General features: G+C 67.7%; 14 protein-coding genes and 1 tRNA gene. 7 read left to right on the top strand and 8 right to left on the bottom strand.

The genetic code is table 11. From position 1 onward, the window contains the following. The first annotated feature begins 15 nt into the window (after positions 1 to 15). On the top strand, positions 16 to 270 hold the full coding sequence (locus tag MF610_RS02945; RefSeq protein WP_242192604.1) for a hypothetical protein: 255 nt from the start codon (positions 16 to 18) through the stop codon (positions 268 to 270). A 90-nt stretch (positions 271 to 360) separates the two neighbouring features. Next, a complete protein-coding gene (gene secA, locus MF610_RS02940; RefSeq protein WP_242192603.1) occupies positions 361 to 3108 on the top strand; it encodes a preprotein translocase subunit SecA in 2748 nt (915 codons plus the stop codon). 202 nt (positions 3109 to 3310) lie between these two features. Here secA and MF610_RS02935 read toward each other — a convergent pair whose 3' ends face one another. The 4 genes from MF610_RS02935 to moaA all read right to left on the bottom strand — a co-directional run bounded on the left by MF610_RS02935 (position 3311) and on the right by moaA (position 6352). Beyond that, positions 3311 to 3991 carry a CC0125/CC1285 family lipoprotein gene (locus tag MF610_RS02935; RefSeq protein WP_339328506.1) on the bottom strand — a complete coding sequence of 227 codons (681 nt, stop codon included), beginning with the start codon at positions 3989 to 3991 and terminating at the stop codon, positions 3311 to 3313. A gap of 152 nt (positions 3992 to 4143) precedes the next feature. Next, a tRNA-Asn gene (locus tag MF610_RS02930) sits at positions 4144 to 4218 on the bottom strand. A gap of 371 nt (positions 4219 to 4589) precedes the next feature. Next, a complete protein-coding gene (locus tag MF610_RS02925) occupies positions 4590 to 5357 on the bottom strand; it encodes an NAD kinase (protein ID WP_242192602.1) in 768 nt (255 codons plus the stop codon). After that, positions 5354 to 6352, bottom strand: coding sequence for a GTP 3',8-cyclase MoaA (gene moaA, locus MF610_RS02920; RefSeq protein ID WP_242192601.1), 999 nt, complete (start codon positions 6350 to 6352; stop codon positions 5354 to 5356). The genes MF610_RS02925 and moaA overlap by 4 nt, the downstream gene beginning before the upstream one ends. A 321-nt stretch (positions 6353 to 6673) precedes the next feature. On the opposite strand from moaA, the gene MF610_RS02915 reads away from it, so the two are divergent. Next, the gene (locus tag MF610_RS02915) at positions 6674 to 8695 is read left to right on the top strand and encodes a GGDEF domain-containing phosphodiesterase (RefSeq protein ID WP_242192600.1); all 2022 of its coding nucleotides are present in this window, start codon (positions 6674 to 6676) and stop codon (positions 8693 to 8695) included. Here MF610_RS02915 and MF610_RS02910 read toward each other — a convergent pair. Together MF610_RS02910 and alr are read right to left on the bottom strand one after the other, a co-directional pair. Next, complete coding sequence (locus MF610_RS02910; RefSeq protein ID WP_242192599.1) at positions 8689 to 9939, bottom strand: D-amino acid dehydrogenase; 1251 nt, start codon at positions 9937 to 9939, stop codon at positions 8689 to 8691. The two genes, MF610_RS02915 and MF610_RS02910, sit on opposite strands and share 7 nt — an antisense overlap. Continuing rightward, the gene (gene alr, locus MF610_RS02905) at positions 9927 to 11039 is read right to left on the bottom strand and encodes an alanine racemase (protein WP_242192598.1); all 1113 of its coding nucleotides are present in this window, start codon (positions 11037 to 11039) and stop codon (positions 9927 to 9929) included. The genes MF610_RS02910 and alr overlap by 13 nt, the downstream gene beginning before the upstream one ends. Before the next feature lie 116 nt (positions 11040 to 11155). Here alr and MF610_RS02900 point away from each other — a divergent pair, with 116 nt between their 5' ends. Next, on the top strand, positions 11156 to 11611 hold the full coding sequence (locus MF610_RS02900; RefSeq protein WP_242192597.1) for an Lrp/AsnC family transcriptional regulator: 456 nt from the start codon (positions 11156 to 11158) through the stop codon (positions 11609 to 11611). Positions 11612 to 11801: 190 nt separating this feature from the next. Here the strand turns inward: MF610_RS02900 and MF610_RS02895 are convergent, their stop codons facing one another. After that, positions 11802 to 12329 (bottom strand): RBBP9/YdeN family alpha/beta hydrolase, encoded by a 528-nt coding sequence (locus tag MF610_RS02895; RefSeq protein WP_242192596.1) that lies wholly within the window; start codon positions 12327 to 12329, stop codon positions 11802 to 11804. A 182-nt stretch (positions 12330 to 12511) separates the two neighbouring features. On the opposite strand from MF610_RS02895, the gene MF610_RS02890 reads away from it, so the two are divergent. Together MF610_RS02890 and MF610_RS02885 are read left to right on the top strand one after the other, a co-directional pair. Further along, positions 12512 to 12757 (top strand): hypothetical protein, encoded by a 246-nt coding sequence (locus tag MF610_RS02890; protein WP_242192595.1) that lies wholly within the window; start codon positions 12512 to 12514, stop codon positions 12755 to 12757. Beyond that, complete coding sequence (locus tag MF610_RS02885; protein WP_242192594.1) at positions 12754 to 13782, top strand: DUF6976 family protein; 1029 nt, start codon at positions 12754 to 12756, stop codon at positions 13780 to 13782. The genes MF610_RS02890 and MF610_RS02885 overlap by 4 nt, the downstream gene beginning before the upstream one ends. A gap of 310 nt (positions 13783 to 14092) precedes the next feature. Here MF610_RS02885 and MF610_RS02880 read toward each other — a convergent pair whose 3' ends face one another. After that, positions 14093 to 14545 (bottom strand): Lrp/AsnC ligand binding domain-containing protein, encoded by a 453-nt coding sequence (locus tag MF610_RS02880; protein WP_242192593.1) that lies wholly within the window; start codon positions 14543 to 14545, stop codon positions 14093 to 14095. A 233-nt stretch (positions 14546 to 14778) separates the two neighbouring features. Here MF610_RS02880 and putA point away from each other — a divergent pair, with 233 nt between their 5' ends. After that, positions 14779 to 17877 (top strand): bifunctional proline dehydrogenase/L-glutamate gamma-semialdehyde dehydrogenase PutA, encoded by a 3099-nt coding sequence (putA, locus tag MF610_RS02875; RefSeq protein ID WP_242192592.1) that lies wholly within the window; start codon positions 14779 to 14781, stop codon positions 17875 to 17877. Positions 17878 to 17903 lie beyond the last annotated feature (26 nt).

The following is a 17903-nucleotide window of genomic DNA, read 5'->3' as shown; positions in this document are numbered from 1 at the left end:
GTTCGGACGTATCGCTTGCGTTTGCTGCTGTTCCTTTCCGCGCTGCTGACGGGCCTGACCGGCCTGCTCCCCGGCGTGGGAGTCGCGAACGCACGGCACGTGGCGGCGGCACAAGCGGTGGCGGGGCAGATCGCGGTGGCGATCGTCGAGGCGCCGACGCCTGCGACGCTACGGCCGTTGCAGCCGCTGGTCGGCGAGCCGCAGCCGCTGTTCCTGACGCCCGCACCCCATGTCGCGGTGCGCGACCGGACGCTGCGCACGCACGAATAGCGCCCCTTCGCGCTTTTCCGACCTTTTGCCTCTCTGCGCAGCCGCCGAATCCGTCGCGGTGCGCGCTCCGTATTCCAAGGAAGCACATCCATGTTCGGTGGCCTCGCCAAATCGCTGTTCGGGTCGTCCAACGACCGCTACGTCAAGTCGCTCGGTTCGATCGTCAACAAGATCAACGAGTTCGAACCCACGCTGACCGCCATGTCCGACGTGGAACTGGCCGCGCAGACCCCGAAGTTCCGCGAACAGCTGGCCGGTGGCGCAAAACTCGATTCGCTGCTGCCCGAAGCCTTCGCCACCGTCCGCGAAGCCGCACGCCGCGTGCTCGGCATGCGCCACTTCGACGTGCAGATGGTCGGCGGCATCGTCCTCCACCGCGGCGAGATTGCCGAAATGCGTACCGGTGAGGGCAAGACGCTGGTCGCGACGCTCGCCTGCTATCTGAACGCGCTGCCGGGTGACGGCGTCCACGTTGTTACCGTCAACGACTATCTGGCGCGACGCGACGCGGCGCAGATGGGGCAGGTCTATGGCTTCCTCGGGCTCACCACCGGCGTGATCGTGCCGAACATCCCCGATCACGAGCGTCGGGCAGCCTATGCTGCCGACATTACCTACGGCACCAACAACGAATTCGGCTTCGACTATCTGCGCGACAATATGAAGTTCGACCGCCAGTCGATGACGCAGCGGCCGTTCAATTTCGCGATCGTCGACGAGGTCGATTCGATCCTGATCGATGAGGCGCGCACCCCGCTCATCATTTCGGGTCCGACCGACGACAAGTCCGACCTGTATCGCTCGGTCGACGAGATCGTGAAGCGGCTGAGTCCTGACGATTACGAGAAGGACGAGAAGCAGAAGTCGATCGTGCTGACCGAGGACGGCACCGAAAAGATGGAGCGGATGCTGGAGGATGCCGGGCTGCTGTTCGGCGCCAACCTCTACGACTTCGAAAATACGCAGGTCGTGCACCATGTGAACCAGGCGCTGCGCGCGAACGTGATGTTCAAGCGCGACACCGATTACATCGTGAAGGACGGCAAGGTCGTCATTATCGACGAGTTCACCGGCCGCATGATGGACGGGCGCCGCTGGTCCGACGGCCTGCACCAGGCCGCCGAGGCGAAGGAAGGCGTGAATATCGAGCCGGAGAACCAGACGCTCGCCTCGATCACCTTCCAGAATTATTTCCGCATGTATCCCAAGCTGTCGGGCATGACCGGCACGGCGGCGACCGAAGCGCCCGAGTTCTTCGACATCTATAAGATGAACGTCGTCTCGATCCCGACCAACGTGGCCGTCCGCCGCGTCGACGAGGAAGACGAATTCTACAAGACGCTGGACGACAAGTTCCGCGCCATCGCCCGGAAGATCCGCGAACACGCGTCGCAGGGCCAGCCGGTGCTGGTCGGCACCGTCTCGATCGAAAAGTCGGAACTGCTGTCCGAATTCCTCACGCAGGAGGGCGTCGACCACAAGGTGCTGAACGCGCGCTATCACGAATCCGAAGCGCATATCGTGGCGCAGGCCGGCCGGCTGGGCGCGGTGACCATCGCCACCAACATGGCCGGGCGCGGCACCGACATTCAGCTGGGCGGCAATGCCGAGTTCCGCATGCTCGACGAGAACCCCGACCTGGTCGAAGGCACCAGCGAATATGACGCCGCGCTGGCCCGCGTCCGTGCCGAGATCGTCGAGGAAAAGCAGAAGGTGCTGGAGGCCGGTGGCCTGTTCGTGCTCGGCACCGAACGCCATGAAAGCCGCCGCATCGACAACCAGCTACGCGGCCGTTCGGGGCGGCAGGGCGATCCGGGCCTGTCGCGCTTCTACCTGTGCCTCGACGACGATCTGTTGCGGATTTTCGGGCCGGATACGCTGTTTGCGAAGATGATGCGCAACAATATCGAGGATGGCGAGGCGATCGGCAGCAAGTGGCTGTCGCGTGCGATCGAAACCGCGCAGAAAAAGGTCGAGGCACGCAACTACGACGTGCGCAAGCAGGTCGTCGAATATGACGACGTGATGAACGACCAGCGCAAGGTCATCTACGAACAGCGCGCCGACGTGATGGACGCAGAGACGGTCGGCGACGTGGTGGTCGACATGCGCCACGCGACGGTCAACACCGTCGTCGGCGACGCCGTGCCGCCCGACAGCTACCCCGAACAGTGGAACGTCGAAGGGCTGCGCGAGCGGGCGCAGGAGCTGCTGGGCGTCGACGCGCCGGTCGCCGACTGGATCGCGAACGAGGACGGCCTCGACGCGGAGACGCTGGAAGAGCGCATCCGCAAGGACGCCGACGCGCTGGTCGATGCGAAGTCGGCCGAACTGGATGCCGAAAGCTGGACCCAGATCGAAAAGTCGATCCTGCTCCAGACGCTCGACCATCACTGGAAGGAGCATCTGGCGATGCTCGACGCGCTGCGCGCCGTCATCCACCTGCGTGCGTACGCGCAGAAGACGCCGATCAACGAATATAAGCAGGAGGCGTTCGCGCTGTTCGAACGGATGCTTGCCAGCATCCGCGAGGACGTGACCCGGACGATGGCGCACGCCAACTTCAACTTCCAGGCGCCGCCCGAGCTTCCCGAGCTGCCCGATTTCCTGACGATGCATATCGACCCGTTGACCGGCGAGGACGACAGCTGGGGCGGGGAGGGGACGCCGGGCCTCGTCACCACCCGCGTGCCGATGCTGCAGATGGCAGCGCCGCAGCCCGACGAGGACTTGGGCGACGACCCCGCCAGCTGGGAAGGCCGCGTCAGCCGCAATGCGCCGTGCCCGTGCGGTTCGGGGCGCAAGTACAAGCACTGCCATGGGGCGCTGGTGGCGTAAGGCGTTAAGTGGACCGTATCCCCGCGCAGGCGGGGATCCAGAGCCGCAGGCGCCGCGCTTTGTTACTTTGGATCTCCGCCTGCGCGGGGATACGAATAGGCCGGATTTCATGTCGCCAGAGCGGGCTTTTCACGCCAACGAAAAAAAAGGCCGCCGTCCCGATGGGAACGGCGGCCTTCCTGTTTCTACCCCTGTCGCAGCGTTACCGCCGCGGTTCGGGCTCCATCACGCTCGGCCCGAGGCTCTGCAGGACCGCGCGCGCGTCGAACGCGCGGACGTTGTTGGATGGCTTGGGCCCGCGACCCAGCACGATCTCCGCCAGCGCTTCATACTTGTCGACGGTGCGGATATCGACCGAGCGATCGAAGAACGGATCACCCCAGAACGGGTCCCACGTCCGCCAGCCGAACGCCGGGCTGCGATAGCGCCATGCCGGACCCCAGCCGCCCCAGCCGAAGCCACCGCCCCAGCCGCCGAAACCACCGACGCCGGGCGTCGAATAGGTGCGGCTGCGCAGATTGGTGTCGCGGTCGGCGAGGATGAAATAGTCGAAGCCGCGTTCCAGCGTCAGCTGGGCCGAACGATAGAGCAAATAGCGCTCGACCGTCTCGCGCGAGGTCAGGCTGTTGCCGGCGAAGCTCACCTGATAGCGATTGGGCTCGATCTGCTGGTCGCTATAGCCGTTGCGATAGAAGCCCGAACCCGATGCGGGTTGATAGGGTGTCGGCGTCGCGCAGGCCGCCAGAGCCAGTGCCCCGACAAGGGTGGTGCCAATCGCGCGAAGGCGGGCACGCGAGGTAGGGTGCAGCAACATCAGTTTCTCCAATGCCGCCATGGCTACCGACCCATGGCGATCTTCCATGAAGGTGGAACGATCGGCCACGGGTTCGGGTCCGTGGTCATAAGCCGACGGACCGTGCCGTACACGAGATTACCCGATGCTGAACGCCGGCTGACGAACGACGAAATCGCTGAAACGGCGAAAGGCGGAACCGAAGTCCCGCCTTGTCGACCAGGTAGATGCCGGGGTGTCGCTGGCTCCCTGAGTAGGATTCGAACCTACGGCCGCTCGATTAACAGTCGAGAGCTCTACCGCTGAGCTATCAGGGAACAACTGCGAGGCCGCGTCTCTACCAGCGGATTTGGGCTTTGCAAGCGGTTATTTCGGTTTTTGCCGTGGGCGGGAAAGGAAGGAGCGGGGTTTGTTCACGCGAAGGCGCGGAGGGGAGGTTTTTCGCGCAAAGGCGCAGAGGACGCGGAGGGGTTGCGCCTCGGGCAAAGGGACGATCCCGTTCGCTAGACGTCGCCCCAGCGAAGGCTGGGCCTCCAAGCGGCTCTTGTCCCGTGCTACCACCGGGAGATCCCAGCCTTCGCTGGGATGACGTTGTCCGGCAGCGCAGGATATCCGCTGTGCCCAAGCGCAACCCCTCCGCGTCCCCTGCGCCTCCGCGTGAACCAACCTGCTTCCAGGCAGGGCAGACCTACCCCGCGAACTGCTCCATCGTGATCCGGTCGTCCAGCGCATGCTCCGGGTCGAACAGCAGCGTCAGGTCGCGCACCCGGTCGACCACCACGTCGACCTGCGCCACGTCGCGCACTTCGCGCTGGTCGGCGACGGCCGACACCGGGCGCTTCTCGGGTTCCAGCACACGCAGGGTGATGCGTGCCTTGTCGGGCACGATCGCCCCGCGCCAGCGCCGTGGGCGGAACGGGCTGATCGGGGTCAGCGCCAGCATCCCCGATCCCATCGGCAGGATCGGTCCGTTGGCGGACAGGTTGTACGCGGTCGACCCGGCGGGCGTCGCCGCGAGAATGCCGTCGCACACCAGTTCGGGCATCACGACGCGGTCGTTGAGCACGACCTCCAGCTTCGCGGTCTGCCGGGTTTCGCGCAGGAGCGAGACTTCGTTGATCGCCGGCAGCACGCGGACCTCGCCGTCCATCGTCGTCGCGGTCATGGTCAGCGGCGACACGCGGAACGGCTTGGCCCGGCCCAGCCGCCGCTCCAGCTCGTCGATCCGCCATTCGTTCATCAGGAACCCGACCGTGCCGAGGTTCATCCCGAACACCGGCACGGTATTGTGCCGCTCCAGCAGCATGTGCAGCACCTGCAGCAGGAATCCGTCACCACCCAGCGCGACGATCAGGTCGGCATCCTCGACCCCGACCCAGTCGTAGCGGGCGCGCAGCGTCTCCTCCGCCGCGCGCGCCTGCGCCGTGGGGGAGGCGAGCAGGGCTAGTCGGGTCATCCGCCGGTCACGCTCATATGGCGGGCGACGGCGGGGGCCGCGCCGGCTTCGATCCGGAAATCGTGGGCAGCGGGCTTGCGCGGCAGGGCGGCGTCGAGCGCGGCATCGACCGCCGCGATCCCGCCGGTGCGCAGCGCGTCCTTCAGGTCGACATGGTCGTCATGGCCAAGGCAGAGGTACAGCTTGCCCTCGGTCGTAAGGCGTATGCGGTTGCACCCGCCACAGAAATTCTCGGTCAGCGGCGAGATGAGGCCCAGCCGGTTGCCATGTTCCCCGATCCGCCAATAGCGCGCCGGGCCGCCGGTGCGGTGGGTGTCGCGGGTGAGGGTGAAGCGGTCGGACAGCGTGTCGAACACCCGCGTCAATGGCACGAAACGGTCGGTACGATCCTCGTCGATCGCGCCCAGCGGCATCGTTTCGATCAGCGACAGGTCGTGCCCCTCGCGTCCGCACCAGTCGAGCATGTCGCCGACCTGATCCTCGTTCAGCCCTTTCAGGACCACCATGTTGATCTTTACCGCCAGCCCCGCTTCACGCGCGGCGGCGATGCCGTCGAGGACCTGTGCGACATCGCCATGCCGGGTGACGTAGCGAAAGGTGTCGGCGTCGAGGCTGTCGAGGCTGACGTTGATCCGCCGGATGCCCGCCGCGGCCAGTTCCGGCGCATGTTCGCGCAGCCGGGTGGCGTTGGTCGTCATGGTCAGCTCGTCGAGTCCGTGCCCGATCATTCGCCCCAGCCGCGTGCACAGCTCGGCCACCCCGCGCCGCACCAGCGGCTCACCGCCCGACAGGCGGATCTTGTCGATCCCGCGCGCCACGAAGCGTTCAGCGATCGTCGCGATCTCTTCGAGACTGAGCACCTTTGCGCGGGGGAGGAACGACATCGCCTCCGACATGCAATAGCGGCAGCGCAGGTCGCAGCGGTCGGTGACCGAGATGCGGAGATAGCGGATGGTGCGGCCATGCGCATCGACGAGGGAAGGGGCGCAGGACATTGCTGGCGAAGGTAGGGGGCAATGCGGTACAGGACAAGGTCGCGCGGTCGCCCGGTCCGCTGGCCTGTATCGGTCCGGGGTGATGATCCGCCTGGGGGCGGTACGCTGCTTCGCTTCCTGCCTGACAAGGGTGGGCAGCGGGTCGGCGCTGCAAGACACGCTCTTGGTGCTTGTTCCATTCGATCCGACCCGGACGTCATCCCAGCGAAGGCTGGGATCTTCTGCTGATAGCACGAAGCAGGAGCCGCCTGAGACCCCAGCCTTCGCTGGGGTGACGTTTCCCTGCAGCGAGCGCCCGCGACGGACCGTACAAGCTGTCCATTGCCGCCGCGCGGATGCCGCCATACAGTCGCCGACGATGGGGGGGATCTGACCATTCGGCACGGCCATGATGCGGCGCAGCAGCGCGCGCTGTTCGTGCTGTCGTTTCGGCAGCGCGACGAGCTGGCGGCGGTGCTGTCGCGGGCCGGCTGGCGGGTGGTCGCCGCGCGGCGTGCCGATGGGCTGCGCCAGCGGGTCGCCGCCAGCGGGACGGCGATCGCGATCGTCGATGCGCGCGGTGCGATCGACGAGGGGATCGCCGCCACCGCCGAACTGGCGCGGATCGCCGGGCATGGCGATGCGCTGCTCGTGCTGGTGTCGCGCGGCGACGTCGACCGGCTGGGCGCGCTGCACGATGCCGGCGCGACGCATCTTCTGGTCAGCCCGATCGCGGGCGAGGTGCTGGTACAGGCGGTGCGATCGGCCGAACGCCATGTGCTGCGCATGGGCGGCGGCTGGCACGATCCCGCGGCGGGTGCCGGTGCGCCGCTCGGCTGGCGGCACGATGCGGAGCGCGGGTCGCTGCAACTGACGCCCGCGCTGGCGGAGGCGACCGGTTTCGCCGAGACCAGCGACCCGCGCACCCTGTTGCGCGCGCTGGGTCCCGACGGCCGGCATACCGCGCTGGCGGCGATCCGGCGGCTGACCGAGCAGCTGCCTGCCACCGCCTTTGCCCATGATCTGCCGGGGCTCGGCCGGGTAGTGCAGCATGTCGCGCGCGACGCCCATAGCGGGCGGCTGCACGCGCTGGTCGAACCGCTGGCGCGGGTCGGCGATATCGGCGCGGTGGTGCGCGAGGCGCTGGGATCGGTGCGCGACCATGCCGGGGCGGTGCGCTGGCTCGATCGCCGGATCGAAACGGGCGAGCGCCCCGGCATACGCGTAGTGGCGATCAGCGGGGTCGATCCGGTCAACCGTCAGCAGGGGCGCGTCGTCGGCGACACGCTGCTACGCGCGGTGGAGCGACGGATCGAACAGGCGGTGCGCGACGCCGGCGTCGCGCGTGCGGCACTGGCGCGGCTGGGCGGGACCGAGTTCGCGGTGCTGTTGCCGCACGGTACCGATACCGGGCTCGAAGCGGCGGTCGCCAAGGCGATGGCCCGTCCGTTCATCGCCGGCAGCACGGTGGTGTCGCTGGGCCTGCGCCAGACGGTCGCGCTGGCGCAGGCGGGCGAGGATGGCGCGGCGCTGATCCTGCGCGGGCAGGGCGCCTTGCCGGGCGGCAGGGCCGACGACCGGCGCGAACGCGCTCCCGCGAGCGATGCCGACAGCCTGTCGGGCGAGGTCCACCGCGCGATCGACCGGGGCGAGATCGCCATCCTGTTCCAGCCGCAGGTCGATGTGCTGTCGGGACGGATCGTCGGGGTCGAGGCGCTGTCCCGCTGGGCGCATCCGGATCGCGGCGAATTGGGTGCCGAGCTGTTGCTGGCCGCCGCCGCCCGCGCGGGGCTGTCGGCGCGGCTGTCGGCGCATATCCAGCAGCTGGCGATGCGGATCGCCGCCGGCTGGGACGCGCCGCTGTCGCGCTTGCGCCTGTCGATCAACGTGACCGCGGAGGATGTCGCGCAGCGCGATTTTGCCGAGACGCTGCTCGCCGCCGCCGATGGCAGTGGCTTTCCGCGCAACCGGCTAACGGTCGAGATCACCGAAAGCGGCCTCATCACCGAACTGGGCGAGGCGGCGGGGTTGCTTGCCACGCTGCGTGCCGCCGGATGCCGCGTCGCGATCGACGATTTCGGCACGGGCTATTCCAGCCTCGCCTATCTCAAGGCGTTGCCGCTCGACTACCTGAAGCTCGACCGGCGGCTGACGCAGGACATCGTCGGATCGCACCGCGACCGGGTGGTGGTACGCGGCGTCATCGACATGGCACGCTCGCTCGACCTGACGATCATCGCCGAGGGGGTCGAAACCGTCGCCCAACGCGACGCGCTGGCGACCGAAGGGTGCCAGCTGTACCAGGGGTTCCTGTGTGCCGAGCCGTTGACGGTACCGGCCCTCGCGGCGCTACTGGTTCAATAGCGCGCGATCGACAGGTCGGCCGTCTCGATCGCCGCCCGCTTCCCCGACATCAGGTCGGCGATCACCGCCGCCGATCCACACGCCATCGTCCATCCCAGCGTCCCGTGGCCGGTGTTGAGGAACAGGTTCGACAGCTTCGTGGCGCCGATCACCGGCGTGCTGTCGGGTGTCATCGGGCGCAGACCGCTCCAATAGCTCGCCCGCGACGCGTCGCCGGCGCCGGGGAACAGGCTGCCCAGCGAATATTCCAGCGTCGCCCGCCGCGCTTCGGGCAGGTCGTTGTTGAACCCCGAAATTTCCGCCATGCCGCCGACGCGGATGCGGTCGCCCAGCCGGGTGATCGCGACCTTGTAGCTTTCGTCGAGCAGCGTCGATACCGGCGCGCGGGCGTCGTCGACGATCGGCACGGTGATCGAATAGCCCTTCACCGGATAGACCGGGAGCCTGACCCCCAGCGGCGCCACGAGCCGCGGCGAAAAGCTGCCCAACGCCACCAGATACGCGTCGCCGGTGATGACCCCGCCATCGGTTTCGACCCCGACGATCCGGTCGCCCTGCTTGACCATCCTGTGGATCGTCGTGCCCACGCGAAACTCGACGCCGGCCTCCACCGCCATCGCCGCCAACGCGTTGGTGAATTTGAAGCAGTCGCCGGTTTCGTCGCCCGGCAGCCGCAAGCCGCCGGCCAACGGCTGATTGCTGCCCGCCAGCCCCGGCTCGGCCGCGATGCAGCCGGCGCGGTCGAGGACTTCGTACGCGACGCCGTCGGCCTTCAGCACCGCGATATCCTTGTCGATGCCGGCCAGCTGCTTTTCCTCGCGGAACAGCTGCAGCGTGCCCTGCGTCCGCTCGTCATAGGTGATACCGGTGCTGCCCCGTAGTTCGATCAGCTTGTCGCGGCTATATTCCGCCAGCCGCACCATCCGCCCCTTGTTCACCGCATAGTCGCGCGCGTTGCAGTTGCCGAGCATCGCCACCAGCCAGCGCAGCATCGCCATATCCAGCTGCGGCCGCAGGATCAGCGGCGCATGTTCCATGAACAGCCACTTCATCGCTTTGGCCGGGATGCCCGGCGCGGCCCAGGGGGAGGCATAGCCGGGCGAAATCTCCCCGGCATTGGCGAAGCTCGTCTCCAGCGCCGGGCCGGCCTGCCGGTCGATCAGCACGACCTCGTGCCCGGCCTGTGCCAGATACCATGCGGAGGTGACGCCGATCACCCCCGCGCCCAGGATCACGATCCGCATGCTGCATCCCCCCGTTCGCCAGGCCCGATGATCCGCCGCGCATGGCGGTGGCGCAGGCCGGTCAGAATTTCATAGGCGATCGTGCCCGCATCGGCCGCGACCCGGTCGATCGTCTGGTGCGGGCCGATCAGTTCGGCGTGCGGCGTGCGTGCCAGCACGTCCGGCGGTACGTCGGTCACGTCGATGCAGATGCTGTCCATCGACACCCGCCCGGCAATCGGGGCACGGACACCCGCGACATAGGCCGCGCCGCGATTGCTCAGCATCCGTGGCCAGCCATCGGCATAGCCATAGGACAGCGTCGCGATCCGCCGGTCATGGTCCGCGACCGAGGTCAGGCCATAGCCGACGCCGGTCCCGGCGGGCACGGTGCGCACCTGCACGATCCGTGCGTCGAGCGCCACGACCGGCCGCATGACCGGCTCGCCGGTCACCTGCGGCGCGCCGCCATACAGCGCGATCCCCGGCCGCACGAGATCGCCATGGAACGCTGCATCAAGGAACGATCCGCCCGAATTGGCGAGCGAGCGCGGCGCATCGGGCAGCATCGCCGCCAGTTCCGCGAACCGTGTCCGCTGCGCGGCGTTGGCGGCGGCATCGGGTTCGTCGCCACAGGCGAGGTGGCTCATCACCAGCACGACCTCGATCCCGTCGAGCAGCGCCGGATCGGCGGCGATCGCCGCGACCTCGCCTGGCGCCAGCCCCAGCCGCGACATGCCGCTGTCGACCTGCACCGCCGCCGGCAACTGCCGCCCCGCCATCCGTGCGGCGGCCCGCCAGCGGGCGATGTCGGCCGGCGCGTTCAGCACGGGGATCGCATCGGCGGCGATCAACGAAACCTCTTCGCCCGGCGCGATGCCGTTCAGCACGAACAGCCGCGCATCGGCGGGGAGGGTGGGGCGCAGCGCGCTCGCCTCGCCGGCCAGCGCGACGAAGAAATCGCGGCATCCAGCGCCGTACAGCGCATCGGCGACGTGCCGCGCGCCCAGTCCATAGCCGTCCGCCTTCACCACGCCTGCCGCGCGCGCCGGGGCAGCCCGCGCCGCGATCGTGCGATAATTGGCGACCAGTGCGTTCAGGTCGATCGTCAACAGGCTCATGCTCTCTCCGTACGCTACAGCGTAACGTCGATCGAACGACAAAAGCTGCGATAGCATCGCAGGATTTGCCAATTTTAAGGCAATACGCAACAAGCTGCGCGATGGGCGCAACGAACATGAACCTCGACGCGATCGACCGCAAATTGCTCAACCTGCTGCGGCTCGATGCGCGCCGGACCAACAACGCACTGGCGGCGGAAGTCGGGCTGTCGCCTTCCGCCTGTCTGCGGCGGGTGCGGCTGCTGGAGGATGCCGGGGTGATCCGCGGCTATACCGTCGTCACCCGCGCCGATCCGGCAGAGCATGGCGCGACCGTCATCATCCAGGTGACGCTGGAGCGACAGACCGAGGAATATCTCTCGCGCTTCGAAGCCGCCGTGCGCCGCCATCCCGAGATTCAGGAATGCTGGTTGATGGCCGGACAGTCGGATTACTGGCTGCGCGCCGCGGTCGAATCGGCGGCGGCGTATGAGGCGCTGCACACCGACATCCTGTCGCGTTTGCCCGGCGTGACGCGGATCAATTCGAGCTTCGCGATGCGCAATGCGTTGATGCCGCGGCGGCGGGGGTAATCTCCGCTCCCACCTTCCACTCCCGTTCGGTTCGAGCAGCTTCGAGCGAAATCGAGAAGCGCCCGTCGAGAACGGTCCGTTTGGGGCAACGCCTTCTCGACTTCGGTTCTCGACAGGCTCGAACCTGCGCTCGAAGCAAACGGTTGGGGAGGATCGGGATCAGGATGAGGTGGGTGGAACCAGCCGAACCCTACCGCAACCGCGCCAGCTTCTCCGCCGTCCGCACGTCATGCGCGACCACCGCGCCGCTCATCCGCTCGATCAGCCCCAACAGCCCGCGGCCGCGCACCGCACTATCGCCCGGCAGGACTTCGCTGCCCCATTCGCGGGCCAGCGCTTCGATCCCGCCCGATCCGTCGACGGTCATCGACCGGAACGGCAGCAGCGTCGCGGGCGATGCGAAGCGATCGCCGGTCGGGTCGATCACCGGATCGACCAGGATCGCACCCCGCACGCGCTGCACATAATGGCTCGGCGACAATCGCGCCCACCATGCCGCCGCGCGACAGGCGCCCCCATGCGCCAGCAGGATGACCTGCCCGTCCGAATCGCCCACGAAACGGTCGATCCGGGCGCCCAGGATGTTCCGGTCGCCGTCGGTACTGCGGCCCAACGGCAGCAGCGTGGCACGCAGCCGCTCGATCGTCTCCGCCAATGCGGGCGGCGGGGCGCCATCGGACAGGGCGAGGACCGAATAGCGGTTGGCAACGGCGACCATCTGGGCGTCTCCCGTTTGGGCTTGGACGCAAAAGCTATCATAGCGCGGCTATCGCGCAAGCCGTGATCCGCCGGCGGGCGACGAAGCGCCCCGCCACCGCCGCCAGCGGCGCGCGCCCGAAATCGAATACCGAATTTTAATGCGTCTGCGACATAGCCATGCCCAATAGGGGATCGATGGGTATGGCAGGCGTCACGGATATTCCACCGCCGGCGGATGGACGCTGGCACGCGTTGCTGTCGGGCCAATCGCGTCCGACCTACAAATGCCTGGCGTTGCGCATCCTGATGATCCGCCTGACCCATGCCTATCAACGGGCCGATGCGGACCGGGCTGCGCTGATCGAGGAATTGCGCAGCTTCTTCCGCGACAATTTCCGTTTCGCGCAGGACGACTTCGCTGCGATTTTTCGAGGAGTAGCGCGATGACCGGTCCTGGCCCCTACACGGCGGAACGCTCGCTCTACAGCGTCGACGAGGTGACGGCGATGCTGGCGGCCGGCGACGTGCTGATCCTCGCGGGTGAGGAACGGCTGCTGGCCGATCTGCCGAAAGGCGAATGGCTCGGCGGTACCAGCCCCTATTTCATGACCAACGAACTGGGCGGGACCTGCGATCGCGACCGCCTGTTCGTGCAGAAGCTGCCGGCCGGTGCTTCGGTCGCGTGGCTTGGGCTGCTCGACCGCGCGGCGATGCCGGACATGGCGGCGCTCGGCGCCGACAATGGCTATACGATCGTCCTGATGCCCGGACATAGCGACGTGCACAGCGATTTCGCGCTGCACGGGCTGGACTGGCCGGGACTGTTCAAACGCCCGGTGGTCGGATGGGTGACGGGCGTTGCCGGTGAGCGCGCGGGCGTCGACGAACCGAAGGTGTTCGACGGTCGCACCGGCATTGCATCGAGCGAGCAGGCCGCGATACTGCACGTCGCACTGCCGGATACGGACTTTGCCCGCGTCGACATCGTCAATCTGTTCGAACCCGACATGGACGGCCCGGTGCTGACCTTCGGGGAGGACAGCGGGGCGGCGGGCTTCACCGTCGAATGGGCGTTGGTCGATGGCGTTCGCACCCGCCTTGCCGACTATATCACCGAAAACGACATCGACACCCGCTTGCCGCTGGTTGCCGATTACAATGGCGCGATCATCAACGTCGCGACGGCTGCCGTCGATGCGGAAGCGGGCCGGATCACCTTCTTCGCACCGGTCCATCCCGGCATCGGCTATCGCTTCGCCCGCCCGATCGGCGATTACGAACAGGAATTCGCAAATCGGATCGGTACGCCGCGCGGCGAGGTGGCGTTCAGCTGCAACTGCATCCTGAACTACAATTATGCCGGGCTGGAAGGGCGCCATACCCCCGGCATCGCCGGACCGGTATCGTTCGGCGAGATCGCGTACATGCTATTGAACCAGACGATGGTCTATCTGATGATCGACCGCGACTAGGGTGCAGACCCGTAAACGGCAATGGCCGGGACGGAGCCGAAGCTGGTGCACGGGTAGGAGCAAGGAGGGATCGATGCACAAGCATCGTGACCGACGCGCGGCCGGGCCCCCGCAAAGTACTACTTTGCGGGGAGCCCCGACGCCGCCGTGCACCAGCTTCGGCCCGCCGCTTCGCGGTCGCCGTGGGACGGCCGCTGGCCGCGTCGCTTGCTTGCGCGTGGCGCTGCCACGCGTCTGCGCTGTGCTCCTCGCCAGCGGCCTTCCCACGGCGATCACGGCCGTTGCCGTTTATGGGTCTGCACCCTAATCCCTACAGGGGCAGCGCGGTCGTCGCCTTCACCTCTTCCAGCACCGCATAGGTCCGCGTTTCGCGGACGCCGGGGACGGTCGTCAGCGTCCGGCCGAGAAAGGCGCGATACGCGTCCATATCGGCCATGCGAACCTTCAACAGATAGTCGAAACCGCCCGCAACCATATGACATTCCAGCACTTCTGGCAGGTCGCGGACATGGTTGGCAAAGGCGGTGAAGACGTCGTCGGTGGTACGGTCGAGCAGCACTTCGATGAACACCAGCAGCGACCGATCGAGCTTGGCCGGATCGAGCAATGCGGCATAGCCCCGGATCACGCCGCCCTCCCGCAACCGCCGGACGCGTTCGAAACAGGCGGCGGGGGAAATGCCGCACTGCGTCGCCAGCGCCTGGTTGGTGATGCGGCCATCGGCTTGCAGCACGCGGAGCAGCTTGCGGTCGGTGTGGTCCATGACGATGCCTCCGCCCATCTCCAAAACGTCACCCCAGCGAAGGCTGGGGTCTCCCCGTGGTGAGGACTGTCAGCTCCCCGCTGAAACCCCAGCCTTCGTTGGGGCGACGCGCGTTGGAATGATTCTCGTAAAATGGTCAGTTTGGCAATCGATTCATCGCCCGTGGCGCCCAACATACGAAGCACCTTCGCTCCAGCCCGCGATATAGCGAGGAACCGACACTGGAGAGACACATGCCCGCGATCGATTGGGACGCCTTGGACGCCGACAAGTTCATCGACGAAGGCGTCCTGCTGCCGCAACTGCTGGCGCAGGTGCCGCTGACCCAGGCCGATCGCAGCGCCATCGTCGATCGCGCGGCGAAGCTGGTCGAACGGACCCGCGCCGCCGCGGCCAAGCCCGGCGTGGTCGAAGGGTTCCTTCAGCAATTCTCGCTCGGCACACAGGAGGGGCTGGCGCTGATGTGCCTTGCCGAAGCGTTGCTGCGCACGCCCGATGCTGCGACGCGCGACCGGCTGATCGCCGAAAAGGTCGGCACTGCCGACTGGGCGGCCCATCTGGGCCAGTCGTCCAGCCTGTTCGTCAACGCCTCCACCATCGGCCTGACGCTGACCGGCAAGCTGGTGGGCGAGGGCGGTGCGGCCGGTGTCGGCGAGACGATCCGGCGCCTGGCCGGGCGGCTGGGCGAACCGGTGATCCGCCGCGCGCTGTCGGCGGCGGTCGGGATCATGGGCGACCAGTTCGTGCTGGGATCGACGATCGAGGCGGCGCTGAAGCGCGCGGCCAAGGAAGGCTATCTCTGCTCGTTCGACATGCTGGGGGAGGGCGCACGCACCCCCGAAGACGCCGACCGCTACGAACATATCTATGCCGCGGCGATCGACGCGGTCGGCCGGGCGCGCGCGCCGGGCAGTACCCCCGAACAGGGGCATGGTGTGTCGGTCAAGCTGTCGGCGCTGTGCCCGCGCTACGAGGCGGTGCGGGAGGACGACGTCTTCGCCGACCTTTATCCGCGGATGAAGCGGTTGGCGCTGATCGGTGCGCGCCACAATCTCAACCTCGCGATCGATGCCGAGGAGGCGGATCGGCTTGCCCTGTCGCTGAAGCTCATCGACCGGCTGGCGCGTGAGAGCGAGCTGGGCGCGTGGACCGGTCTGGGGGTCGTGGTGCAGGCCTATGGCAAGCGCGCGCGCGGCGTGATCGACGGGCTGGAGCGGCTGGCGCGCGACACCGGGCGGCGGATCATGGTCCGGCTGGTCAAGGGCGCCTATTGGGACAGCGAGGTCAAGCGCGCGCAGATCGCCGGACATCCGGGCTATCCGGTGTTCACCTCGAAGGCGGCGACCGACCTGTCCTACCTCGTCTGCGCGCATAAGTTGATCGCCGCTGCGCCGGCGCTCTATCCGCAGTTCGCGACGCATAACGCGCACAGCCTGATGGCGGTGCGCCACATGGCCGACCGCGCCGGGGTGCAGATCGAACACCAGCGGCTGCACGGCATGGGCGAGGGGCTGTACCGTGCGGCGGCGTCAAGTGTCGGCAATAACGCATTGATCCTGCGGGCTTATGCTCCTGTCGGCGGGCACGAGGAACTGCTGCCCTATCTGGTCCGCCGCCTGCTTGAAAACGGCGCGAACAGCAGCTTCGTGAACGCGCTGCTGGACGAGGAAGTGCCCGCGACGACGCTGGTGGCCGATCCGGTGGCGGCGGTCGCGGCGGCGCCGCGCCAACATCCGCGCCTGCCGTCACCTTCCGCCATCTATCCCGGCCGCGCCAACCCCCTTGGCCGCGACTATTCGATCGCCACGGTCCGTGGCCAGGCCCGCTCGTTCCGCGACACCTTCGCCACCATCCACGCCGCGCCCGTCGTCGGCGGCCAGACCCTGCCCGGCGCCGGTGCGGTGCCGATGACCAGCCCGGTCGACCATGGCCGCACGATCGGTTCGGCCAGCCCCGCCACCCCGGCCGATATCGACCGCGCCGCCCATCTGGCAAAGGCCGCACAGCCCGCGTGGAACGCCGCCGGCGGCGTGGCGCGGGGCAAGGTGCTGCGCGCCATGGCCGACGCCCTCGATGCCCAGATGGATCGCTTCATCGCGATCCTGTCCGCCGAAGCGGGCAAGACGCTGAACGACGCCGTTGCCGAGGTGCGGGAAGCGGTGGATTTCTGCCGCTATTACGCGCTGTTGGCGGAAACCCGCTTCGCCGGCCCGACCGTGCTGCCGGGCCCGGTGGGCGAGGTGAACCAGATCGAACTCCACGGCCGCGGCGTGTTCGTTTGCATCTCCCCCTGGAATTTCCCGCTGGCGATCTTCACCGGACAGGTCGCCGCGGCGCTGGCGGCGGGCAACGCCGTCCTCGCCAAGCCGGCCGAACAGACCCCGCTGGTCGCCTATGAAGCGGTCCGCCTGTTCCACGCCGCCGGGCTGAACCCGGACCTGCTGGCGCTACTGCCGGGCGAGGGCGCGGAGGTCGGCGCGGGGCTGGTAGGGCATCCCGCGATCGCCGGAGTGGCGTTCACCGGCGGCACCGATACCGCATGGGCGATCAACCGCAGCCTCGCCAACCGTAACGGCCCGATCCTGCCGTTCATCGCCGAAACCGGCGGCCTGAACGGCCTGTTCGTCGACACCAGCGCGCTGCGCGAACAGGTGGTCGACGACGTCCTCCTCTCCGCCTTCGGCTCGGCGGGGCAGCGTTGCTCGGCGTTGCGGTTGCTGTACCTGCCCAAGGACACTGCCGATGCGGTCATCGAAACGCTGGTCGGCGCAGCGGGCTGCATGGTGATCGGCGACCCGTCCGACCCGGCGACCGATATCGGCCCGGTGATCGACGACGAGGCGCGGGGCGCGCTGAACGCGCATGTCGAACGGTTGGAGCGCGAGGCGAAGATCCTGTTCCGTGCCGATCCGCGCGGACACGATGCGCGCGGTACCTTCTTCGCGCCGGTCATCGCCGAGGTGCCGAGCCCCGACTTCCTCGAACGCGAGGTGTTCGGGCCGGTGCTGCACATCTATCGCTACGACCCGGCCGACCTGCCCGCGGTTGCCGGCAAACTGGCGGCACGGGGCTATGGCTTGACGCTCGGCATTCACAGCCGGATCGACCGCTTTGCCGAGGAAGTCGCGGCACTGGTCCCGGCGGGCAACGTCTATGTCAACCGGTCGATCATCGGTGCCGTCGTCGGGGTGCAGCCGTTCGGTGGCGAGGGGCTGTCGGGCACCGGACCCAAGGCGGGCGGCCCCGACGCGCTGCTACGCTACGCCGCCGAACGCTCGACCTCGATCAACATCATGGCGAAGGGAGGCGATCCGGCGCTGCTCAACCTGTAGCGCGGATCGTCACTCGATCGCCGCGC

It is taken from the genome of Sphingomonas hankookensis (assembly GCF_022664465.1).
Classification (GTDB): domain Bacteria; phylum Pseudomonadota; class Alphaproteobacteria; order Sphingomonadales; family Sphingomonadaceae; genus Sphingomonas; species Sphingomonas hankookensis.
Note: the sequence above shows the minus strand (reverse complement) of the source record. Positions and strands in the feature narration are given on the sequence as shown.

Bases quoted from the DNA above. Each gene is read 5' to 3' on its own strand.
- moaA (WP_242192601.1), bottom strand. From the start codon at position 6,352: ATGTCCTGCGCCCCTTCCCTCGTCGATGCGCATGGCCGCACCATCCGC.
- MF610_RS02900 (WP_242192597.1), top strand. From the start codon at position 11,156: ATGAACCTCGACGCGATCGACCGCAAATTGCTCAACCTGCTGCGGCTC.
- alr (WP_242192598.1), bottom strand. From the start codon at position 11,039: ATGAGCCTGTTGACGATCGACCTGAACGCACTGGTCGCCAATTATCGC.
- MF610_RS02925 (WP_242192602.1), bottom strand. From the start codon at position 5,357: ATGACCCGACTAGCCCTGCTCGCCTCCCCCACGGCGCAGGCGCGCGCG.
- putA (WP_242192592.1), top strand. From the start codon at position 14,779: ATGCCCGCGATCGATTGGGACGCCTTGGACGCCGACAAGTTCATCGAC.
- MF610_RS02885 (WP_242192594.1), top strand. From the start codon at position 12,754: ATGACCGGTCCTGGCCCCTACACGGCGGAACGCTCGCTCTACAGCGTC.
- MF610_RS02895 (WP_242192596.1), bottom strand. From the start codon at position 12,329: ATGGTCGCCGTTGCCAACCGCTATTCGGTCCTCGCCCTGTCCGATGGC.
- MF610_RS02890 (WP_242192595.1), top strand. From the start codon at position 12,512: ATGGCAGGCGTCACGGATATTCCACCGCCGGCGGATGGACGCTGGCAC.
- secA (WP_242192603.1), top strand. From the start codon at position 361: ATGTTCGGTGGCCTCGCCAAATCGCTGTTCGGGTCGTCCAACGACCGC.
- MF610_RS02880 (WP_242192593.1), bottom strand. From the start codon at position 14,545: ATGGACCACACCGACCGCAAGCTGCTCCGCGTGCTGCAAGCCGATGGC.
- MF610_RS02910 (WP_242192599.1), bottom strand. From the start codon at position 9,939: ATGCGGATCGTGATCCTGGGCGCGGGGGTGATCGGCGTCACCTCCGCA.